Raw genomic sequence first — 15533 nt, 5'->3', positions numbered from 1 at the left:
CGTCCCCTCCTATGCCAGGAACATGTCGTCTTCGAACCAGGGCGCCGAGGTGGTGAAGTGCTCGCCCCCCTGCACCGCGCGGCCCACGGCCATGGCGCTCGCAACCGCGCCGTCGATCTTGTTGCCGGACTTGCCCTTGTGGAACATGCGGTTCCCGGCCTTGTCGGTTTCCACCTGGATGTTGCCGAAGTTCCAGCGCAGCACCGGGTGGCCGCCGTGGTGCAGCGCCCGCGCCAGGATCACCCGCTCCAGCTCCTTCACGGCCGGCGCCATGCTGACCCAGCCCTGCCGGAACTCGACGGCCGGCAGACCGTCCTCGTTCAGCGCCGCCATCATGCTGCGGCCGAACGTCGGATCGAAGGCGATCTCCTGGACGTTGAACCGCGCGCAGAGCTCGCGCACCTGGTCCTCAACCGCCCGCAGATCGACCGTGTTGCCCGGTGTGGGGATGATGTAGCCATCCTGCGCCCAGCTGATGTAATCGACCCCGTGCAGCTCACCCCGCGCCCGAAGGTTATCCTCGGGGCAGAAGAACCAGGCCCAGACCTTGTAGCCGTCGCCGTCGCGCCAGGCGGCAACGATGACGGTCAGGTCCTCGTTCTTGGACAGATCCACACCCAGCCAGCACGGCGCCTGCTCGCTCTCCAGCGCCTCAAGATCGACCTCATGCGCCCCCTGGTCGAAGACGTGCATATCGACGAAGGGCGAGGTCGATTGATCGAGCCAGCGGTTCAGGTTGAACTGGAGGAAGCTATCCCGGTCGAAGGGCGAGTGTTCGGCCTTGCGGGCCTTGTCGCGGTAGGCGTCGAGATCCGGGTAGCCGTATTGCAGGCCCGGGTTGACGGCGTGCCAGAGGGCCTCGTCGCGCCAGTCATCCTCGGGTTCGGCCATGAAGATCACCGGCAGCGTGGCCGGGTCGTCGATCTCGCCCTTCTGCACACGGATGGCGTATTCCACGGTCTTCCAGGCCAGGTTCTCCTGACCCCGACCCGAGGTGCTGGCGACGATCATCAGCGTCCCCGGCACCTTGACCAGCGCCGAATCGAGGGCTTCCCATTGCTTGAGGCCGGGCCGCCCCTCCCAGGCGTGCAGCTCGTCTGCGATCACCACGTTGGGGGTCTTGCCGTGCTGGACCTTGCCGTCCGAGGCGATCGCGATGTAGCGCGTCTGGGCCTTCGCGCAGGCGATGCGCGAGACGTACTCGCGGATCTCCAGGTACTTCTCCAGCCGCCGGTCGTTCCGCACGATCAACGCCGCCTCATTGAAGAGCTCCATGGCCTGTTCATGCGCCGAGGCGGCCGAGATCGTCAGGCCGCCCACTTCCTTCTCCGGGCCGAGAAGGTGCAAGAGGGTGAGCGCCGCGCAGAGCGAGGTCTTGCGGTTGCCACGGGGCAACAGCAACGTCACGCGGCGAACCACCCGCGAGCCGTCCTCGTGGCGCGGGCCATAGATGCGCCGCACAATCCGCTCCTGCCAGGGATCGAGCTGGAAGGCCCGGCCGGGCACACGGCTCTTCGGGTGCTTCAGCATCCTGAGCCAGTTCACCGCAGCCTCGCCCCTGCCGAGCGGGTCGGGGATCTCGCTTCCGTCATTGATCCAGGCCGGTACCAGCATCAGGTCCAGTCCTTCGAGAAGAGATCGTCGTCGCCGTCATTGTCCTCGATCGTCGGCCGCGACCGCGAAACAGGCGTGCAGCCCAGCTCGGCCGCGAGAAGCCGCGCCCGGGTCATCGCATCAGACTGGATCGAGACGGCCGGGTTCTTGCGCATGCCGGTCACATGCGCCGTCCCTTCCTTGTCGAGCGAGTAGACCCGCGCCACGGCTCCGTATTTGGCGATATCGCGCTGCATTTCCCGGACCTGCCCCATGGCGATGCAGTAATTCTCGAAGGTGCCGAGATCCGCCTCGGTCAGGATGCGCCGCTGCGCCAGGATCGGCAGGATGCGGCGCCATTCCCCCTGCGCATCCTCGGTCATCCAGGCGGGCGGCGGCATGTCCTCCAGTGCATCGCGCTCGATCTTGATATGAGGCTTGGCTCCACGCATCAGCTGCCCTCCTCGATCCTGGTGCAGCGCAGCTCCAGGCCGGTCTGGCGATCGAGCCCGCCGATCTCCCGGATGTTGTAGATCTCGCCCCGGAACTTGACGCGCCAGGCCAGCTCCACCGTGACCAGGCCCCGAATGCGGAACACGGCCGCAACCTCGCCCACCGCCCCCTGCGCCTTCAGGAACTCCCGCGCGTCCTGCTGGACCACCTCCGCCCGGAAGGTGCCGACCGCCGACCAGGTTTCCACCGGCGTTCCGGCTGGGTTGATCACGGTGGCCACGCTCTGAAGCTCGATCACATGCCGCATCTTGCCCGCCCTCATGCGCCCGTCTCCACCACCAGGGCCTCGATCGTCAGCACGCCATGGGTGGTTTCGCCGTCAGGGTCCCGCAGGTAGCGAGCGCTCGACAGGCGCTGATCCGCGCAGTGGAGCCCCGCGCCCAGGTCGAGCCGCCCGGCGCGCAGTGCCGCCCTGATCGCCGCGCCGATGGCCTTGCCGCCCTCGGTCGAGGGCTCGCGCACCCAGACATGGACCGTGTGATAGATCCGCGTATGCCGCCGCTGGAGGCTGGTCCCCGTATCGACCTCCTGCGTCTCGCCCAGAACGATGCAGGGCGACGGTGCCGGGCGATGATGCCGGTCGAGGATCGCGTCGGCGGGCACCAGGGCGGTGACGGCGGGCGTTGCAACCAGGCGCGCGCGCAGGGCTTGCTGGAGGGCGAGATCGGCGCTCATCGGGCATCCTTCATCGCTTTGCCGATTCCGCGTTTGATCGCGGTCATGGTCCTCTTGCGATGCAGTCGGACGGCGGGCCAGAAGAACGGGTGCGCCGCGTGCCTGGTCGTGCCGTATTCCTGGAGGTGCGGATAGCGCACGTCCGCATTCCCGGCGGTGATCGCGACGGCGTTCTCGGGCACCACCATGGAGCCGCCCGGCTGCGAATAGGGCGGGGTCGCCTCGCCCGGCCCGGTGATCGCGATGCTGGATTTCAGATCCGGGGCATCGGTCGCGGGGTCGTCGGGCGCGAGCGTGCGCATCGTGTCCGCGATCTTGTCCGCCTCGCGCACCAGCACGGGCTGCACCGCTCGCCGGGCGGCCTTGGGGATCGCCCGCATGCGCTTCTGGAAGCTGGAGAGGCCGCCATCGCTCGCCATCAGAAGGTAAACTCCCGGTATTCGGTGATGATCTCGGACACGCCGAAGGGCATTTCGCGCGCGCCCTCGCCCGCCGCCTCGCGGTTCTCGTACCACCAGGCCGCAAGCTGGCTCACCGCCTCGACCAGCGCCGGGGGGATCGGGTCCTGCCCCGCCCCGCCGAAGGTCGCCTCGATCTTGAAGCCGAGGAGCCGCTCGACATGGTTCTGCGCGGCGGCCAGCTTGCGATCGAGGAGCGTGTCGTCGATCGTGCCCAGGTCGCTGGTGAAGGCGAGTTGCTCCTTCAGCTGGTCGCGGGTGACAATCGCCATGATCAGCTGCCGCCACCGGCCGCGGCGTTGACGCGCACGATGTTGGAATTGACCCAGAGCGAGGCGTTCAGCTTCATGACGCTGTTCGCGGCGTCGAAGGCTTCGCCCGCGCTGCCGACCAGGGCGACGAAGTAGCGCTCGGACGGCGTGCCGCCGCTGGGCGCGTCGTTCAGGACCAGCTTGAAGGCGTGCTCGGCATCGGTCTTTTCGGCGGCGAGCAACGCCAGCTGGCCCTCGTCGGCGTAGTCGATCCCGCAGACGACTTCCATCGTGCCCGCGCTGCGGTTGCCTTTCAGACGCTTGGTGCGGCGCCGGTTGACGGGATCGAAGCTGATCTCGGCCGAGGTGTCCCCCAGCGAGCCCAGGCCTTCGACCTCCCCGATCTCCTTCCAGTTGGCGGTTTGCCCGGAGAAGTCGCCTTGCACGAGATCGACCGAGGTCGCGGCCATGGCGCCGCCGATATAGAGCTTCGCGCCGTTGGTGGCGAAGATGGTCATGGGGTGGTTCCTTTCATATGCCGCTCTTCGCGTTGCTTCGCCCCCGAATGGCAGGCCTTGCAGAGCGACTGGAGATTGCTCGGATCGAGGCGCCGCTCGGGTGCGATCCGGCGCGGCACGATGTGGTCAACGTCGCTGGCCTTGGCACCGCAGCGGCGGCACCAGGGATGCTTCTTGAGGTGCTCGGCCCGAAGGCGGCGCCAGTCGGCGCCGAGGCCACGCGCGGCCGCGCTCGGCCGCCCCTTGTCGAAACGCGCCTTGCGCGCGGCATCGCGCAGCGCCTCGCAAGCACAGCGGGTGCCGTGGGGCACCACGAAGCCGCAGCCGCAGAGGCGAGGCGCGCGCGAGGGCATCAGGCCACCGGCCGGGTCAGCGGGTCGCGGATCGCCACGGCCCCGGCCGCAATCGACGTGCCGCCCGCCTTGGTGAGCGACAGGCGGACATACCGTTTGTGGCCCAGATACCCGAGCCGGTAGGTCGAGGCCGCCGCCAGGGTCGCCGGGGCGTTGGTCTGGATCTCCGCCGCCGCAACATCGGTCCAGCTGGTCGAGCCGTCATCGCTCTCCTGGAGGGTCACGCCGAAGTCGCCCGAGCTGACGATGGCGCCGGTGTTGACCACGAAGCACACGCCCTTGCCGGTGATCAGGTCGATGGCCGCGCCTTGCGCCGCCGCCGACTGGACGGCCGGGGCCAGGGCGGCCACGGCGTCGAGATTGGAATACAGGTCACGCATGGGTCATGCTCCTCAGCTGGTGGCCATCTTGAGCTTGCGGAAGCGCGCCGCCTGCAGGACGCCGCCGCCCACGCGCCGGTTGGCGTGGATGCGGGTCAGGCCGTTGGTGCGCTGGGTGTAGGGATCGACCAGCACGTCGAGGCCGATCCGGTCGAGGATGCGGTAGGCCTGCCAGTCGCCGTAGATGATCGGGAAGGCGTCGGCCGCCACGTCCGGCATGTCGACCATTTCGACCACCGGGCGGCCGAGGATCGTCTCGGGCTGGCCCGCCTGGTAGCTGGGCTGCCAGAGGAAATTGCCCTGCCCATCCTTCAGCTTGCGGATCACGCCCAGGGTCGTGCCGTTCATCGCCCAGGCGCCCCGGTTCCGATAGGTCGCGGGCAGCGCATAGAGGAGCGTGATCAGCTGATCCGCCGAGAGGTTGGTGGCGTGGCCGTTCAGCGTGTGCTGGATTTCGGCGTTGCGCATGAAGCCCTCGGGCTCCAGCGCACCCTCGCCCCAGACGAAGGCCGTCGCCTCTTTCTTCCCGAAATCCTCGGCCAGCGCCGCGCGCACCTCGGCCTCGGCCTGCGGGGCGTCGGCCAGGAGCCGGTTGGAGATATCCACGAAGGTGGCCAGCTCCTTCACGGCGACTTCCTTCTGGCCGAAGGTGATATCGCTGCCGGTGCGGCCCTGCGCCTCGCCCACCCAGCGGGCGTTGGTCAGATCGCCCCGCGTCGGGTAGATCGTCGAGGGCGCGCCGGTGCCGCGCACCGAGGCCACAGAGCGGATCGGGCTGAACTCGACCAGATCGCGGATCACCTCGCTCGACAGCTCGGCCGGGGCCAGGTAGCCACCCTGCGGGTCGCTCGACTGGTTCAGCGCCTTCCTGTCGGTCTCGGGGATCGCGTCACCGAGGCGCAGATAGGCCGCGAAGGCCTTGCGCTCGGCCGTGGCCTCGGCCTTCTTCTCGGTCTCGCCTTCGCCCGGGTTCAGCCGGTTCAGCTTGGTTTCCAGCTTGTCCAGGCGCGCGATCAGCGGGGCCGGGTCGGCCTTCTTCTCGGCCTCGGCCATGCGGGTTTCCACGGCCTTGGTCAGATCCTCGATCGCCTTCGTCACCAGCGCCTCGGGCTCGTCGTCGCCCTTGCGCTCCATGATCATCGCCGCGCCGAGAAGCGCGGACTTGCTCAGGTGTTTCATTCTTTCCTCGTGGAGATCTGCGCGGTTGCGCGTTGCAGTGCAGCGGCGAGGCGCAGCGCGCCAACCGCGTCTTTGGCGGAAGTCACCTTCGCGCCGGGGTGGCAGGGCAGCGTCACGAGTGACGCCTCCATCAGGTCGAGGGCCGTGATCGTCCGTCCCTTGCCGCGACCCGTGGCCTTGCGGGTAATGAAGCCGATCGAGATCCCGCGAACCGCACCGGCCTGCACCAGGGCGCGCACCTCGCGGGCCCGGGGAAGATCTTCGACCAGGAGCTGGCCCTTGAGGTGAAGACCGTCCTCGCGCTCCTCGGCCGTCTCCCAGACGCCCACCGGGTCGTTGGGGTCGTGGCCGAACAGCATAGGGATCGGCATCTTGGCCGAGGCGAAAGCGCCCTTGGTGATCATGTCGCCCACGCGGTCGGGCGTGGCGAAGGGCCATGCCAGGGCGGTGATCGCCCCGGATGCCTCGGCCAGGATCTTGGTTTCGATGATGCTGCGATCCATCAGATCGCCCCCCAATGCGCCGCGCGGTTGCCCGCCATGGCGTCGATCTGCTCTTCCACCCAGCGGGCCGAGCGCAGGAGGCGCAGGACATTGGCCTGCGTGAAGGGCACAGGCTCGCCGCCCTCCTCGATCTCCCAGGCCAAAACGCAGGAGGCGAGGCTGCGAAGGCGGATCTTCTCGCGCGCCGCCGCAGAGACCTTGCCCTCGTCGTCGGCCGCTTCGGCCAGCTCGTCCGTCATGGCGAGGCGGGCGCGGCCCTGCGTGGCGCTGTCCGGCCCAGCCAGGCGCAGGCGGATGCCGGTCTTTGCGCCCGTCACCGGGTCGAAGAGGTCGAACCAGGCGCCCCGGTCCTGGTCGGCCGAATTGGCCTCGATGGCGTCAAGTTGCATTGGCACGGCGTCAAGCTTCATTGGCATCGTCCTCCTGGTCGAGCGCCGGGCCACCGTTGTGGCCGATGGGCGCGGCGCTGATATTCGGGTTCAGGAACTCTTCGCCGCCGTCACGGGGTGGCAGGCCTAGCCAGTGGCGCCCCTCGTTGGGGTTGATCGTGCGGCTGGAGATCAGCGAGTTGATCACGGTGGCTCGGGTCGCCAGATCGGCGCGGGTCAGGTCGTCGCGGTCGAAGCGCAGGACATGGCTGCGGCGCTCGGCATCGCTGAACAGCGCCCGGCGCAGCGCGCCCTCCATGGCCCGCAGCCAGGGCTCCAGGGTGTAGCTCAGGAACTCGCGGCCCTTCTGCTCGCTGTTCGACCAGGTGGCGCGCTCCAGGTCCCCGATCATCGGGCTCGGAATGTTGAAGGCCCGGGCAATCTCCAGGACCTGGAACCGCCGGTTCTCCAGGAACTGGGCATCGGTCGAGTTGAAGGTGAAGGGCTTGAAATCGGCGCCGTCAAAGAGGATCGCCGTCTGGCCGCTCGTGTTCTCGCCCTCGTGGGTGAGCCGCCAGGCCGCCCGCGCCTTCTTGACCGATTCCTCGCCCATGCCCTTGGGGAACAGGAGGGCGCCGGAGGGGCGCGCACCGGAGGTGAAGAGACGCGCCGCGTGGGCATCGAGCGCCCGGGCCGTCGCGATAGCCTCCCGTGCCAGGGACAGCGGGGCGCGGCCGAGCGGCGGCAGAACATGGATCACGTCGCGCGCCGGGATCGGGCGGCCGTGCAGCGTGTAGGACCGCTCGCCGGTGTTCTGGTCCACCTCGAACATGAGGACGCCGTGGCGCCAGCGCACGATCTCGCGCACGTCGCCGCCCACCCGGTTGACCCAGGCCATGCCGCCCGCGTCGGAGGTCAGGGCGTCAACCATGAGCTGCCGGGTCAGCTCGAAGCCCGAGGTCCAGCCGTTGGCCTCGCCGTCGAGGAAGAAGCGCGCCGGGTGCGCGGGAAGGTCAACCTCGGTCGTGCCCTCGATCCGCTTGACCATCACGTCGAGCGAGGCGACGGCTTCCGAGATCAGCTGCACCGCATTGGCAACTGCGGGCACCTGCAAGGCTTCCTGCGTCGTCACGGTCTTCCCCGAAAGCGTCGGCACCGGGGCGCCGATCAGCTCGTAGAAGCTCGCGGCCGTGCTCAGGCTTTTGGCCTCAACGGCGGACGTCCAGGCACGGAAGGACGGGAAAAAGGCAAACGGGTTTCGCATGCCTTAAGGAAGCCCAGCTTCGGCCCCCGCGGTAAGCTGGCAAAACCTTGCAAAATGCAGGAAACCACCGCAAAACCTTGCATCAGCGCTGCCGTCTCCAAGCCAGCAGAGGCCGCCGCTCCGCGAACCAGCGGCCCCCCGGCTTGCTCACCGGCATTCCCAAGGCGGGGTCATTCGCCCACCGCCGCGCAGTATCGACACTCACGCCGAGGCATTGCGCGATCTCCCCCAGGCCCCACAGAGGGCGGTTCGGTTCAAGCACTTCATCGGCCCGCCAGCGATCAATCGGCGGGCGATCAGCGTCTGACGGCAGCGCCCGAACAATCTGACCGCGTTCAACTTTACCCTGCATCATCCCCAACCCTTTCTTATTTCAGTGAAAAACCCTATTTCGGGCAAATCTCGCGCTCGCTACCCCGCGCCGGTCCCCGAGACCGGCGCAAAGTCGAGGACCACCCCCGGGGGCTGCGCGCCGATCCGCGCCTCGGCCTCGACCTCGTAGCGCATCGCCCGCAACCGCCGCTGCATGCTCACCAGATCGCCCTGCGCCTTCACCGTCAGGCCGTCGCACTTGGTGACTGCCCGGATCAGGCCGTACTCGACTGCCTCCAGCAGCGCCGCAATGCGGGCCGCGCTTTCCGTCTTCGTCGTCTTCCTCAGCATCTTCTTCTGCATGGTCTTTCCTCTTCGTTTCTCTCGCTTCAGGCGGGGCCGAGGGCCTCCGCAGGAGGGTGGGGGTTCCCCCCTTTAGGGGGGACCCCCCCACGGGACCCTCGGGGCCTGGAAAGGTGTTCCAGACTAAGGGTTTCGTCGGCGAACCGACGAGAAGGCAAACCTCTACCGTTCGCAGAAACCTGCGTTCCGAGGGTGAGAAGCACGGCCGTTGCTCCTCGCAGTTCGGAGGTCGGTCTCTTGGCGTCGTTGCCTGCTGCCAGCTTCACGGCGTCCAGGGACACGGGAAGCGTTCAAGCGGTCCACCTTGCGTGGAGCGGCCGGGGTCTCGCAGGCCTGTCAGCCTCGGTAGTCGGTCAGCCTCCTTTCAACTGCTCGACGATGCAGCTCGTCACTGGGTCGCCGTCGCTATCAACGCCCAACTGCTCGACGCGCAGGAGAAACTCCTTCTCCAGTCCGCCCTGCATGTCGCGCTGCTTGGTGGTTTTTGCCAGGCGCGTTCCATTGTCGCCCTTGCTCAACTCAATCTCGGTATCGACGGCCGCGCGAAGGCTGGAATGGCCCCTGGCACCGCGCCCGCCGTCCTTCCCGGTGTGATGGATCACCATCACATGGGCCCCGGTCCGTTCCCGGAGGTGGTCCAGGCTCTTCACGAACCCGGCGATATCAGCTGCGGAGTTCTCATCCGCACCAGCCATGACCCGCGCCATCGTATCCACGATGATCAGGCCGAAGGGGCCGTGTTCACAAGCAAGGGACCAAGCGGCCTCTGCCAGCGCAGGAGCATCGGAGTTGCGCCCAGCAAGAGCGATCCCGCCGCGCAACACCTTGAACTTTGCTCTGCGCGCCGCAACGCGGTTGTCAAAGAGGGCGCCGCCCTCGGCCGCGATATAGAGGACCTCAGCCTGCCGAACCCGCTGTCCGCCCCAGGACAGACCGGACTGCACATGGTGTGCCACGTCGATGGCCCAGAAGGTCTTACCGGCGTTCGCGTCGCCATAGACCACACTCAAGGTGCCTCGATCGATCCAGCCTTTCACCAGGTAGTCGCGCTCAAGGTGCGGCTCCAGATCCTCCCCCCACTCGATCCGGTTGAGGAGGGCCTCCGCTCTGGGCGAGATCTTCGGCCGAAACGGGGTCGTGGTCTCGCTACTCATGCGAGCCACCTATGGGCGTAGGCCATGAACGAACGGCGATCAGCGAGTGGCATCGCCTTGAACCCTTGGAGCACATAGGCTTTCCGCTCACGCTTGGTCGCGAGCGCCGCCCAGCATTCGGCCTCCTCCATCACCGTGCGAAACGCGCCGCCCGCATATTCGGGCGTGAGACTGTCCAAGGCTGCGGCCATGATCGGCACCGCTTCCTCCGGGTGGCAGCTGCGGATCGCTCCGATCAGCGCTCTTGCCGCATCGAACCTCTCGCGGTACTCTTGAGTTCTGAAGATCGGCTCTTTGGACTTGACCCCGGTTGCGCCCGCCAGCGCGCCGGGGTTTTCGCTTTCGGCATCCGCGCGACGCATCGAAATCTCGTTGGACAGACGCGGATTTTGTCCTTTGTTTTCAATGCCGCCCCTCGGCGACGTTGGACGGCCAACACCGTTGATTTCATGCGGGAATGCGGCATCCCTACGGGCTGCCACTTCTCCCTGCAAATCGTTGTTTTCGAAGCCGGACCGCAAGGCCCGGCCTGAGCGTTTGGGCTTTCCCTCTCCCGGTGATGAGGCCGCCAATCGGCGCCGGCCGCGCGGGGCCGGCCGCAATCCGGGCCCCGGGGCGCCGTTGTCCGGGCCTGATCGCTCAGAGCCGCAGGGCGCCTGCCAGACGCTCGCTCCAGGTCGCCTGCGGACGGAATCTCTCGTAGCCGGGGATCGACCGGAGCCAGTTCGCAATCCGCTTCTGGTGCGTCCGCCCCTTCATCACGCGTTCACAAAGCGAGAACCTGTCGAAGCCGGTCGCGGCCATCCGCTGCTTCAACTTCGGCTCCTCCTGCGCCAGATGCGCGAATTTGCGGACGTCGAAATCGATCATCACATTGTCGATCTTAATGATTTCGCCGCTGTCCATCAGATCGTTCATGATGTCGCATTCCGATCCCTCGCAATTGAGCTTCATCACCACCAGGTCGTCGGCGGCGATATGGTCGCGAAAGAAGTCCGAGGCCCGGACGAAATCGCAGCGCGTCACGATGGATTTGGTTTCCCCTTCCCGCTTCTTCACGCTGGCGCCCATGTCGTCCAGCCCGTCCGAATGAAACTCGAGCGGTCCGGTAACATTCGAAAGACCGTACTCGATCAGCCTCAGCCTGGGGTCGGAGAACCTGTTGCGGATCACCTCCGCATGCGCCGGAAAGGGCTCGAAGCAATAGACGACATCGAAGCTGTAGAGCGGCTTCAGAACCTCTTCCAGTGACTGCCCGACATGGCCCCCGACATCGAGGAATATCTTTCGCATCGCTCCCCCATTTGGCTGCTCGCGCCGGATCAGGCCCGGCCCGTCGATACCCACCGCCACTAGGAATAGGTTTGTCGCATTTTTCAAGAACCGATGTCGCGGCCGCTGCGGCGGTTCGGGCCGCCAGTCCGCGCCCGGGCCGACCGCCATCTCCCGCAAGACACACTCGCCCCCTCGGATCGCCCCCCTCAGACCGCAGGGCCTTGACGGCGAGGCCCCGGGCGCGTTTTGGTCAACGGCAAACGCTTATCCGGAAGGCCCCAGCCCATGTTCCACCGCAGCCTCGCCCTTGGCGCCGCGCTCCTGCTCTCGGCCTGTGTGTCGAGCACCCCGCCCGAAAACGCCTCGCCCTTCCTGCAGGAACTGCCCGAGGGGCTGGCCGAGGCCGCGGACCCGAACCAGAACCTCAGCGAGGTGCTGATCCTGCCCGAGGACAATTGCTACTGGTATCAGCACGAGAACGCGGTCGAGCAGACCTATCTGCCGCTCCTGACCCGCGACGGGCGGCCGATCTGCTCGCAGCCGCGCGGCTGACCTGGACAGCTGAATACGAAACGGGGCGCCCATCGGGCGCCCCGTTCGCATTCCGATCCCCCGCCGGGCCGCACGCTGCCGTCAGCCGGTGTAGCTGCGCTGTTCGGCCGGGTAGAGATGCACGGTCGAGCCGACCTCGACATTGTCGTAAAGGTCCATGATGTGGCGCATGACCATGCGCACGCAGCCCGACGAGGCGCGGTAGCCCACCGACCAGGGCTGCGGCGTGCCGTGGATCCGCAGATAGGTGTCGCGGTTGCCCGCATAGAGGTAGAGCGCGCGGGCGCCCAGCGGGTTCTCGGGGCCGCCCGGCATGCCGCCCGCCCATTCGGCGTAATGCGGGTCACGCTCGATCATCGAGGCGGTGGGCGTCCATTGCGGCCATTGCGCCTTGCGGCCCACGGTGAAGACGCCGGGCTGGTAGAGGTCGTCGCGGCCGATGGCGACGCCGTAGCGCATCGCCGTGCCGCCTTCCTCGATGTGATAGAGGTAGCGCGCCACCGCATCGACATGGATGTCGCCCGGACGCAGATCCAGGTTCGCCTGCACGCGATGCGGCAGGAAGCGCGGATGCAGGTTCCACGGGTTCGAGCTTTCGGGATCATAGGGCACCGGGGTCACTTGCCGGTCCCAGTCCTCCCAGTTCGCCTGCTGCGCCAGGGCGCGACGGGGCAGGATGGACGGCGCGGACAACGCGGCGACGGCAGCGGCGCTGGTGGCGAGGAAGTGGCGTCTAGAGGTCACGAGTCGGATTCCTTCGGCTACGGCGGCGTTCACATACTGTGATTATGGTCTCTGCGGCAACGGGGACAACGCCATCAGCGCAGAATCGCGCTCACGTCAGCGTCAAAACCCCCGGTTTGGGCCTTCGCCGGGGCCGTCAATGCGACCCGGGGCGGTCCATGGCGCGGCTGAGCAGGACGACGGGGATGATTCCCAGCGCCACGATGACCAGCGCCGAGGTCGAGGCCTCGTCCAGCCGCCCGTCCGAGGCCAGGCGATAGGTGCGAATCGCCAGCGTGTCGAGGTTGAAGGGCCGCACGATCAGCGTGGCGGGCAGCTCTTTCATGACATCGGCGAAGATGAAGATCGCCGCGCTCAGGAGCCCGCCCCTCAGCAGCGGGAAATGCACGCTCAGCAGCGTCCGCGCCGGTCCCGAGCCCAGCCCCCGCGCCGCATCGTCAAGGGACGGCGGGATGCGCTGCAGCGAGGCCTCGATGGTGTTGAGGCTGATCGACAGGAAGCGCACGGCATAGGCAAAGATCAGGCCCATGTAGCTGCCGGTCAGCAAAAGCCCGGTCGAGAGGCCGAAACTGGCCCGCATCCAGGTATCGAGCGTCTGGTCGGCCCAGCTGAGCGGCAGCAGCACGCCGACGGCGATCACCGCGCCCGGCATGGCGTAGCCGATCCCGGCCACGCCCAGCGCCGCGCGCACCAGCGGCCCGCCATCCATCCGCCGCGCGTAGCCCAGGAACAGGCCGAGGGTCAGCAGCACCAGCGCGGCCAGTCCCGCCAGCATCAGCGAATTGCCCGCGAAGGCATAAAAGCGCGCACCCCACATCGGGTCGCCGACCAGGATCGCCCGGCGCACCAGATCGCTGACCGGGATCACGAAACCCACCAGGATCGGGATCGCACACAGCGCCATGACCACGGCCTGCCGCCAGCCGCCCAGCCGGTGACGCGCGGCGGCGCTGGCGCCGCGCCCGCCCGGATCGCCGACATAGCGCCGCGTGCCGCGCAGGATCCGCTCCAGCACCAGCGCCAGCGCCACGAAGCCGATCAGCAGCGCCGCCAGCTGCGCCGCCGCCACCGGCTGACCCCGGCCGAACCAGGTGCGGAAGATGCCGGTGGTCAGGGTCTGCACCCCCAGATGCGAGACGGTGCCGAAATCGGCCAGCGTTTCCATGGCGACAAAGGCCGCCCCCGCGACGATGGCCGGCCGCGCCATCGGCAGCGCCACGCGGAAGAAGGCCCCGCGCGGCGATTGGCCGAGCGCCCGCGCCGCCTCCATCAGATGCAGGGATTGGGTGGCAAAGGCCGCCCGCGTCAGCAGGTAGATATAGGGATAGAGCACCGCCGAAAGCATCAGCGCCGCGCCGGGCAGCGAGGCGATCTGCGGGAACCAGTAATCCTGCCGCCCCCAGCCGAACAGCGCGCGCAGGCCGCTCTGCACCGGCCCCGCATAGGCGAGCTGCTCGTAATAGACATAGGCGATGACATAGCCCGGCATGGTCATCGGCAGCATCAGCGCCCATTGCAGCACGCCCCGGCCGCGGAACTCGAAGCCCGCGATCAGCCAGCCCGCACCCACCCCCACCAGCGAGGCCATGGTCACACTCAGCAGCACCAGCAGCAGCGAATTGCTCAGATAGAGGGGCAGCACGGTCGCCGCCAGATGCGACCAGGCGCCTTCGGTGGGGCGGAAGACCTGCAGGACGACGGCGGCGATGGGCAGGGCGATCAGTGCCGCCACGGCCAGCGCACCCAGGCTCCAGGGGCTGATCCTCCGGCGGCGGCGGCGCAGGTCGGGGCTGGATGCGATGCTGGCCATCGGCTTTCCTTGAGATCTTGCCCTGCCCTAGCCCATCGCGGGCAGGCTGTCCAGTTTCCCGATTCTTATTGTCAGAAAAGCCCGGGTCCGGTAGAGAAGCGCCGTCAACGCCAACCCCCGCCGCGCTTGCGTGGCCCAGGCAGGCCTCAAAAACCGGAGGTTTCCATGTTCCGTTCCCTCACCGCGCTCGGCCTGATCGCCGCGCTCGCCAGCCCCGCGCTGGCGCAGGAAATCAACCTGTACTCGTCCCGTCACTATGACACCGACCTCAGGCTCTACGAGAACTTTACCGCCGCGACGGGGATCCGCATCAACCTCATCGAGGGTGAGGGCGAGCAGCTGATGGAGCGGATCCGCACCGAAGGCGCGAATTCCCCGGCCGATATCTTCGTCACCGTCGACGGCGGGCGCCTGCACCGCGCGGTCGAGGCAGGGATCTTCCAGCCGATCGAAAGCGCCGTGCTGGAAGAGCGTGTTCCCGCCAATTTCCAGCACCCCGACAATCTGTGGTTCGGCCTCTCGTCCCGCGCCCGGGTGATCTTTACCCGCACGGGTGAGCGCCCCGACTGGCTGGACGATTACGAGGATCTGGCCGACCCGCGCCTGGCGGGCGAGATCTGCATCCGCTCGTCCAGCAACGTCTACAACGTCTCGCTGATGGCCGAACTGATCGAGGTGCTGGGCGCCGAGGCGGCCGAGGAATGGGCGGCGGGCGTCAACGCCAACCTCGCCCGCGCGCCGCAGGGCGGCGACCGCGACCAGCTGCGGGCGCTGGCGGCGGGCGAATGCTCGGTGGCGGTGTCGAACACCTATTACTGGGGGGCGCTGGCCGCGTCGGAGAACCCCGACGACCGCGCCGTGGCCGAGGCGGTTGAGTTCTTCTATCCCAACCAGGGGACCGAGGCCGAGCCGGGCCGTGGCGCGCATGTGAACATCTCGGGCGCCGGTGTCGTCGCCGGTGCGCCCAACCGCGAGAACGCGATCCGCTTCCTGGAATACCTGGTCTCGGATGAAGCGCAGGCCATCTTCGCCGATTCGAACAACGAATTCCCGATCGTCCCGGGCGTCGAGATCCACGGCCCCGTCGCGCCCTTCACCGAGTTCCGCAACTCGGGCGTGAACGTCTCGGTCTATGGGCTCAACGCGGCCCTGGCGACCGACATCTTCGACCGCGTCGGCTTCCCGTAAGTTTCGCCCTCGGCTGTCGCCTTCGGGCGACCGCCAGCGGGGGGCTGCTCGCCCCCCGCACCCCCTCGCCAAAGGGGACC

The 15533-nt window shown here is 67.7% G+C and carries 21 protein-coding genes; 2 read left to right on the top strand and 19 right to left on the bottom strand.

What is annotated here, in order from left to right; translation table 11 throughout:
* Nucleotides 1-9 precede the first annotated feature (9 nt).
* From DDE23_RS12305 to DDE23_RS12220, 17 genes are all read right to left on the bottom strand, one after another.
* Complete coding sequence (locus tag DDE23_RS12305) at nt 10-1614, bottom strand: terminase large subunit (protein ID WP_107752046.1); 1605 nt, start codon at nt 1612-1614, stop codon at nt 10-12.
* Nucleotides 1614-2045, bottom strand: a complete 432-nt coding sequence (locus DDE23_RS12300) for a phage terminase small subunit P27 family (RefSeq protein ID WP_107752045.1) — start codon at nt 2043-2045, stop codon at nt 1614-1616. Before DDE23_RS12300 ends, DDE23_RS12305 begins: the two co-directional genes overlap by 1 nt.
* Entirely contained in the window at nt 2045-2368 is a 324-nt protein-coding gene (locus DDE23_RS12295; RefSeq protein ID WP_107752044.1) for a phage head closure protein, read from the bottom strand. The genes DDE23_RS12300 and DDE23_RS12295 overlap by 1 nt, the downstream gene beginning before the upstream one ends.
* Nucleotides 2365-2781, bottom strand: coding sequence for a DUF3168 domain-containing protein (locus tag DDE23_RS12290; RefSeq protein WP_107752043.1), 417 nt, complete (start codon nt 2779-2781; stop codon nt 2365-2367). The genes DDE23_RS12295 and DDE23_RS12290 overlap by 4 nt, the downstream gene beginning before the upstream one ends.
* Nucleotides 2778-3200 carry an HK97-gp10 family putative phage morphogenesis protein gene (locus tag DDE23_RS12285; RefSeq protein WP_107752042.1) on the bottom strand — a complete coding sequence of 141 codons (423 nt, stop codon included), beginning with the start codon at nt 3198-3200 and terminating at the stop codon, nt 2778-2780. Before DDE23_RS12285 ends, DDE23_RS12290 begins: the two co-directional genes overlap by 4 nt.
* On the bottom strand, nt 3200-3511 hold the full coding sequence (locus DDE23_RS12280; RefSeq protein ID WP_107752041.1) for a head-tail connector protein: 312 nt from the start codon (nt 3509-3511) through the stop codon (nt 3200-3202). The genes DDE23_RS12285 and DDE23_RS12280 overlap by 1 nt, the downstream gene beginning before the upstream one ends.
* Nucleotides 3512-3513: 2 nt before the next feature.
* Entirely contained in the window at nt 3514-4008 is a 495-nt protein-coding gene (locus DDE23_RS12275; protein WP_107752040.1) for a hypothetical protein, read from the bottom strand.
* On the bottom strand, nt 4005-4361 hold the full coding sequence (locus tag DDE23_RS12270) for an HNH endonuclease (protein WP_107752039.1): 357 nt from the start codon (nt 4359-4361) through the stop codon (nt 4005-4007). The genes DDE23_RS12275 and DDE23_RS12270 overlap by 4 nt, the downstream gene beginning before the upstream one ends.
* On the bottom strand, nt 4361-4741 hold the full coding sequence (locus DDE23_RS12265; protein ID WP_107752038.1) for a hypothetical protein: 381 nt from the start codon (nt 4739-4741) through the stop codon (nt 4361-4363). The genes DDE23_RS12270 and DDE23_RS12265 overlap by 1 nt, the downstream gene beginning before the upstream one ends.
* 12 nt (nt 4742-4753) lie before the next feature.
* Nucleotides 4754-5920, bottom strand: coding sequence for a phage major capsid protein (locus DDE23_RS12260; protein WP_107752037.1), 1167 nt, complete (start codon nt 5918-5920; stop codon nt 4754-4756).
* Nucleotides 5917-6423, bottom strand: coding sequence for an HK97 family phage prohead protease (locus tag DDE23_RS12255; RefSeq protein WP_107752265.1), 507 nt, complete (start codon nt 6421-6423; stop codon nt 5917-5919). The genes DDE23_RS12260 and DDE23_RS12255 overlap by 4 nt, the downstream gene beginning before the upstream one ends.
* Nucleotides 6423-6833: a hypothetical protein gene (locus tag DDE23_RS12250; RefSeq protein WP_238149969.1), complete on the bottom strand. Its 411-nt coding sequence runs from the start codon at nt 6831-6833 to the stop codon at nt 6423-6425. The genes DDE23_RS12255 and DDE23_RS12250 overlap by 1 nt, the downstream gene beginning before the upstream one ends.
* Nucleotides 6823-8055, bottom strand: coding sequence for a phage portal protein (locus DDE23_RS12245; RefSeq protein WP_107752036.1), 1233 nt, complete (start codon nt 8053-8055; stop codon nt 6823-6825). The genes DDE23_RS12250 and DDE23_RS12245 overlap by 11 nt, the downstream gene beginning before the upstream one ends.
* 411 nt (nt 8056-8466) lie before the next feature.
* The gene (locus tag DDE23_RS12235) at nt 8467-8730 is read right to left on the bottom strand and encodes a hypothetical protein (RefSeq protein ID WP_107752035.1); all 264 of its coding nucleotides are present in this window, start codon (nt 8728-8730) and stop codon (nt 8467-8469) included.
* 353 nt (nt 8731-9083) lie between these two features.
* Entirely contained in the window at nt 9084-9884 is an 801-nt protein-coding gene (locus DDE23_RS12230) for an AAA family ATPase (protein ID WP_107752034.1), read from the bottom strand.
* Nucleotides 9881-10405, bottom strand: coding sequence for a hypothetical protein (locus DDE23_RS12225; protein ID WP_133239552.1), 525 nt, complete (start codon nt 10403-10405; stop codon nt 9881-9883). The genes DDE23_RS12230 and DDE23_RS12225 overlap by 4 nt, the downstream gene beginning before the upstream one ends.
* A 118-nt stretch (nt 10406-10523) precedes the next feature.
* Nucleotides 10524-11327, bottom strand: a complete 804-nt coding sequence (locus DDE23_RS12220) for an FkbM family methyltransferase (protein ID WP_107752032.1) — start codon at nt 11325-11327, stop codon at nt 10524-10526.
* Nucleotides 11328-11444: 117 nt separating this feature from the next.
* Here DDE23_RS12220 and DDE23_RS12215 point away from each other — a divergent pair, with 117 nt between their 5' ends.
* A complete protein-coding gene (locus tag DDE23_RS12215; RefSeq protein WP_107752031.1) occupies nt 11445-11711 on the top strand; it encodes a hypothetical protein in 267 nt (88 codons plus the stop codon).
* 81 nt (nt 11712-11792) lie between these two features.
* Here DDE23_RS12215 and DDE23_RS12210 read toward each other — a convergent pair whose 3' ends face one another.
* Both DDE23_RS12210 and DDE23_RS12205 read right to left on the bottom strand, forming a co-directional pair.
* Nucleotides 11793-12404 carry a L,D-transpeptidase gene (locus DDE23_RS12210; protein WP_420330166.1) on the bottom strand — a complete coding sequence of 204 codons (612 nt, stop codon included), beginning with the start codon at nt 12402-12404 and terminating at the stop codon, nt 11793-11795.
* Nucleotides 12405-12591: 187 nt separating this feature from the next.
* Complete coding sequence (locus DDE23_RS12205; protein WP_107752029.1) at nt 12592-14265, bottom strand: ABC transporter permease; 1674 nt, start codon at nt 14263-14265, stop codon at nt 12592-12594.
* 165 nt (nt 14266-14430) lie between these two features.
* Here DDE23_RS12205 and DDE23_RS12200 point away from each other — a divergent pair, with 165 nt between their 5' ends.
* Nucleotides 14431-15453 carry an extracellular solute-binding protein gene (locus tag DDE23_RS12200; protein WP_107752028.1) on the top strand — a complete coding sequence of 341 codons (1023 nt, stop codon included), beginning with the start codon at nt 14431-14433 and terminating at the stop codon, nt 15451-15453.
* Nucleotides 15454-15533 lie beyond the last annotated feature (80 nt).

Origin of the sequence: Pararhodobacter aggregans (genome assembly GCF_003075525.1) — a bacterium.
In the GTDB taxonomy this organism is placed as follows: Bacteria; Pseudomonadota; Alphaproteobacteria; order Rhodobacterales; family Rhodobacteraceae; genus Pararhodobacter; species Pararhodobacter aggregans.
The sequence above is the reverse complement of the archived record's forward strand: the minus strand, read 5'-3'. Positions and strand labels throughout refer to the sequence as shown.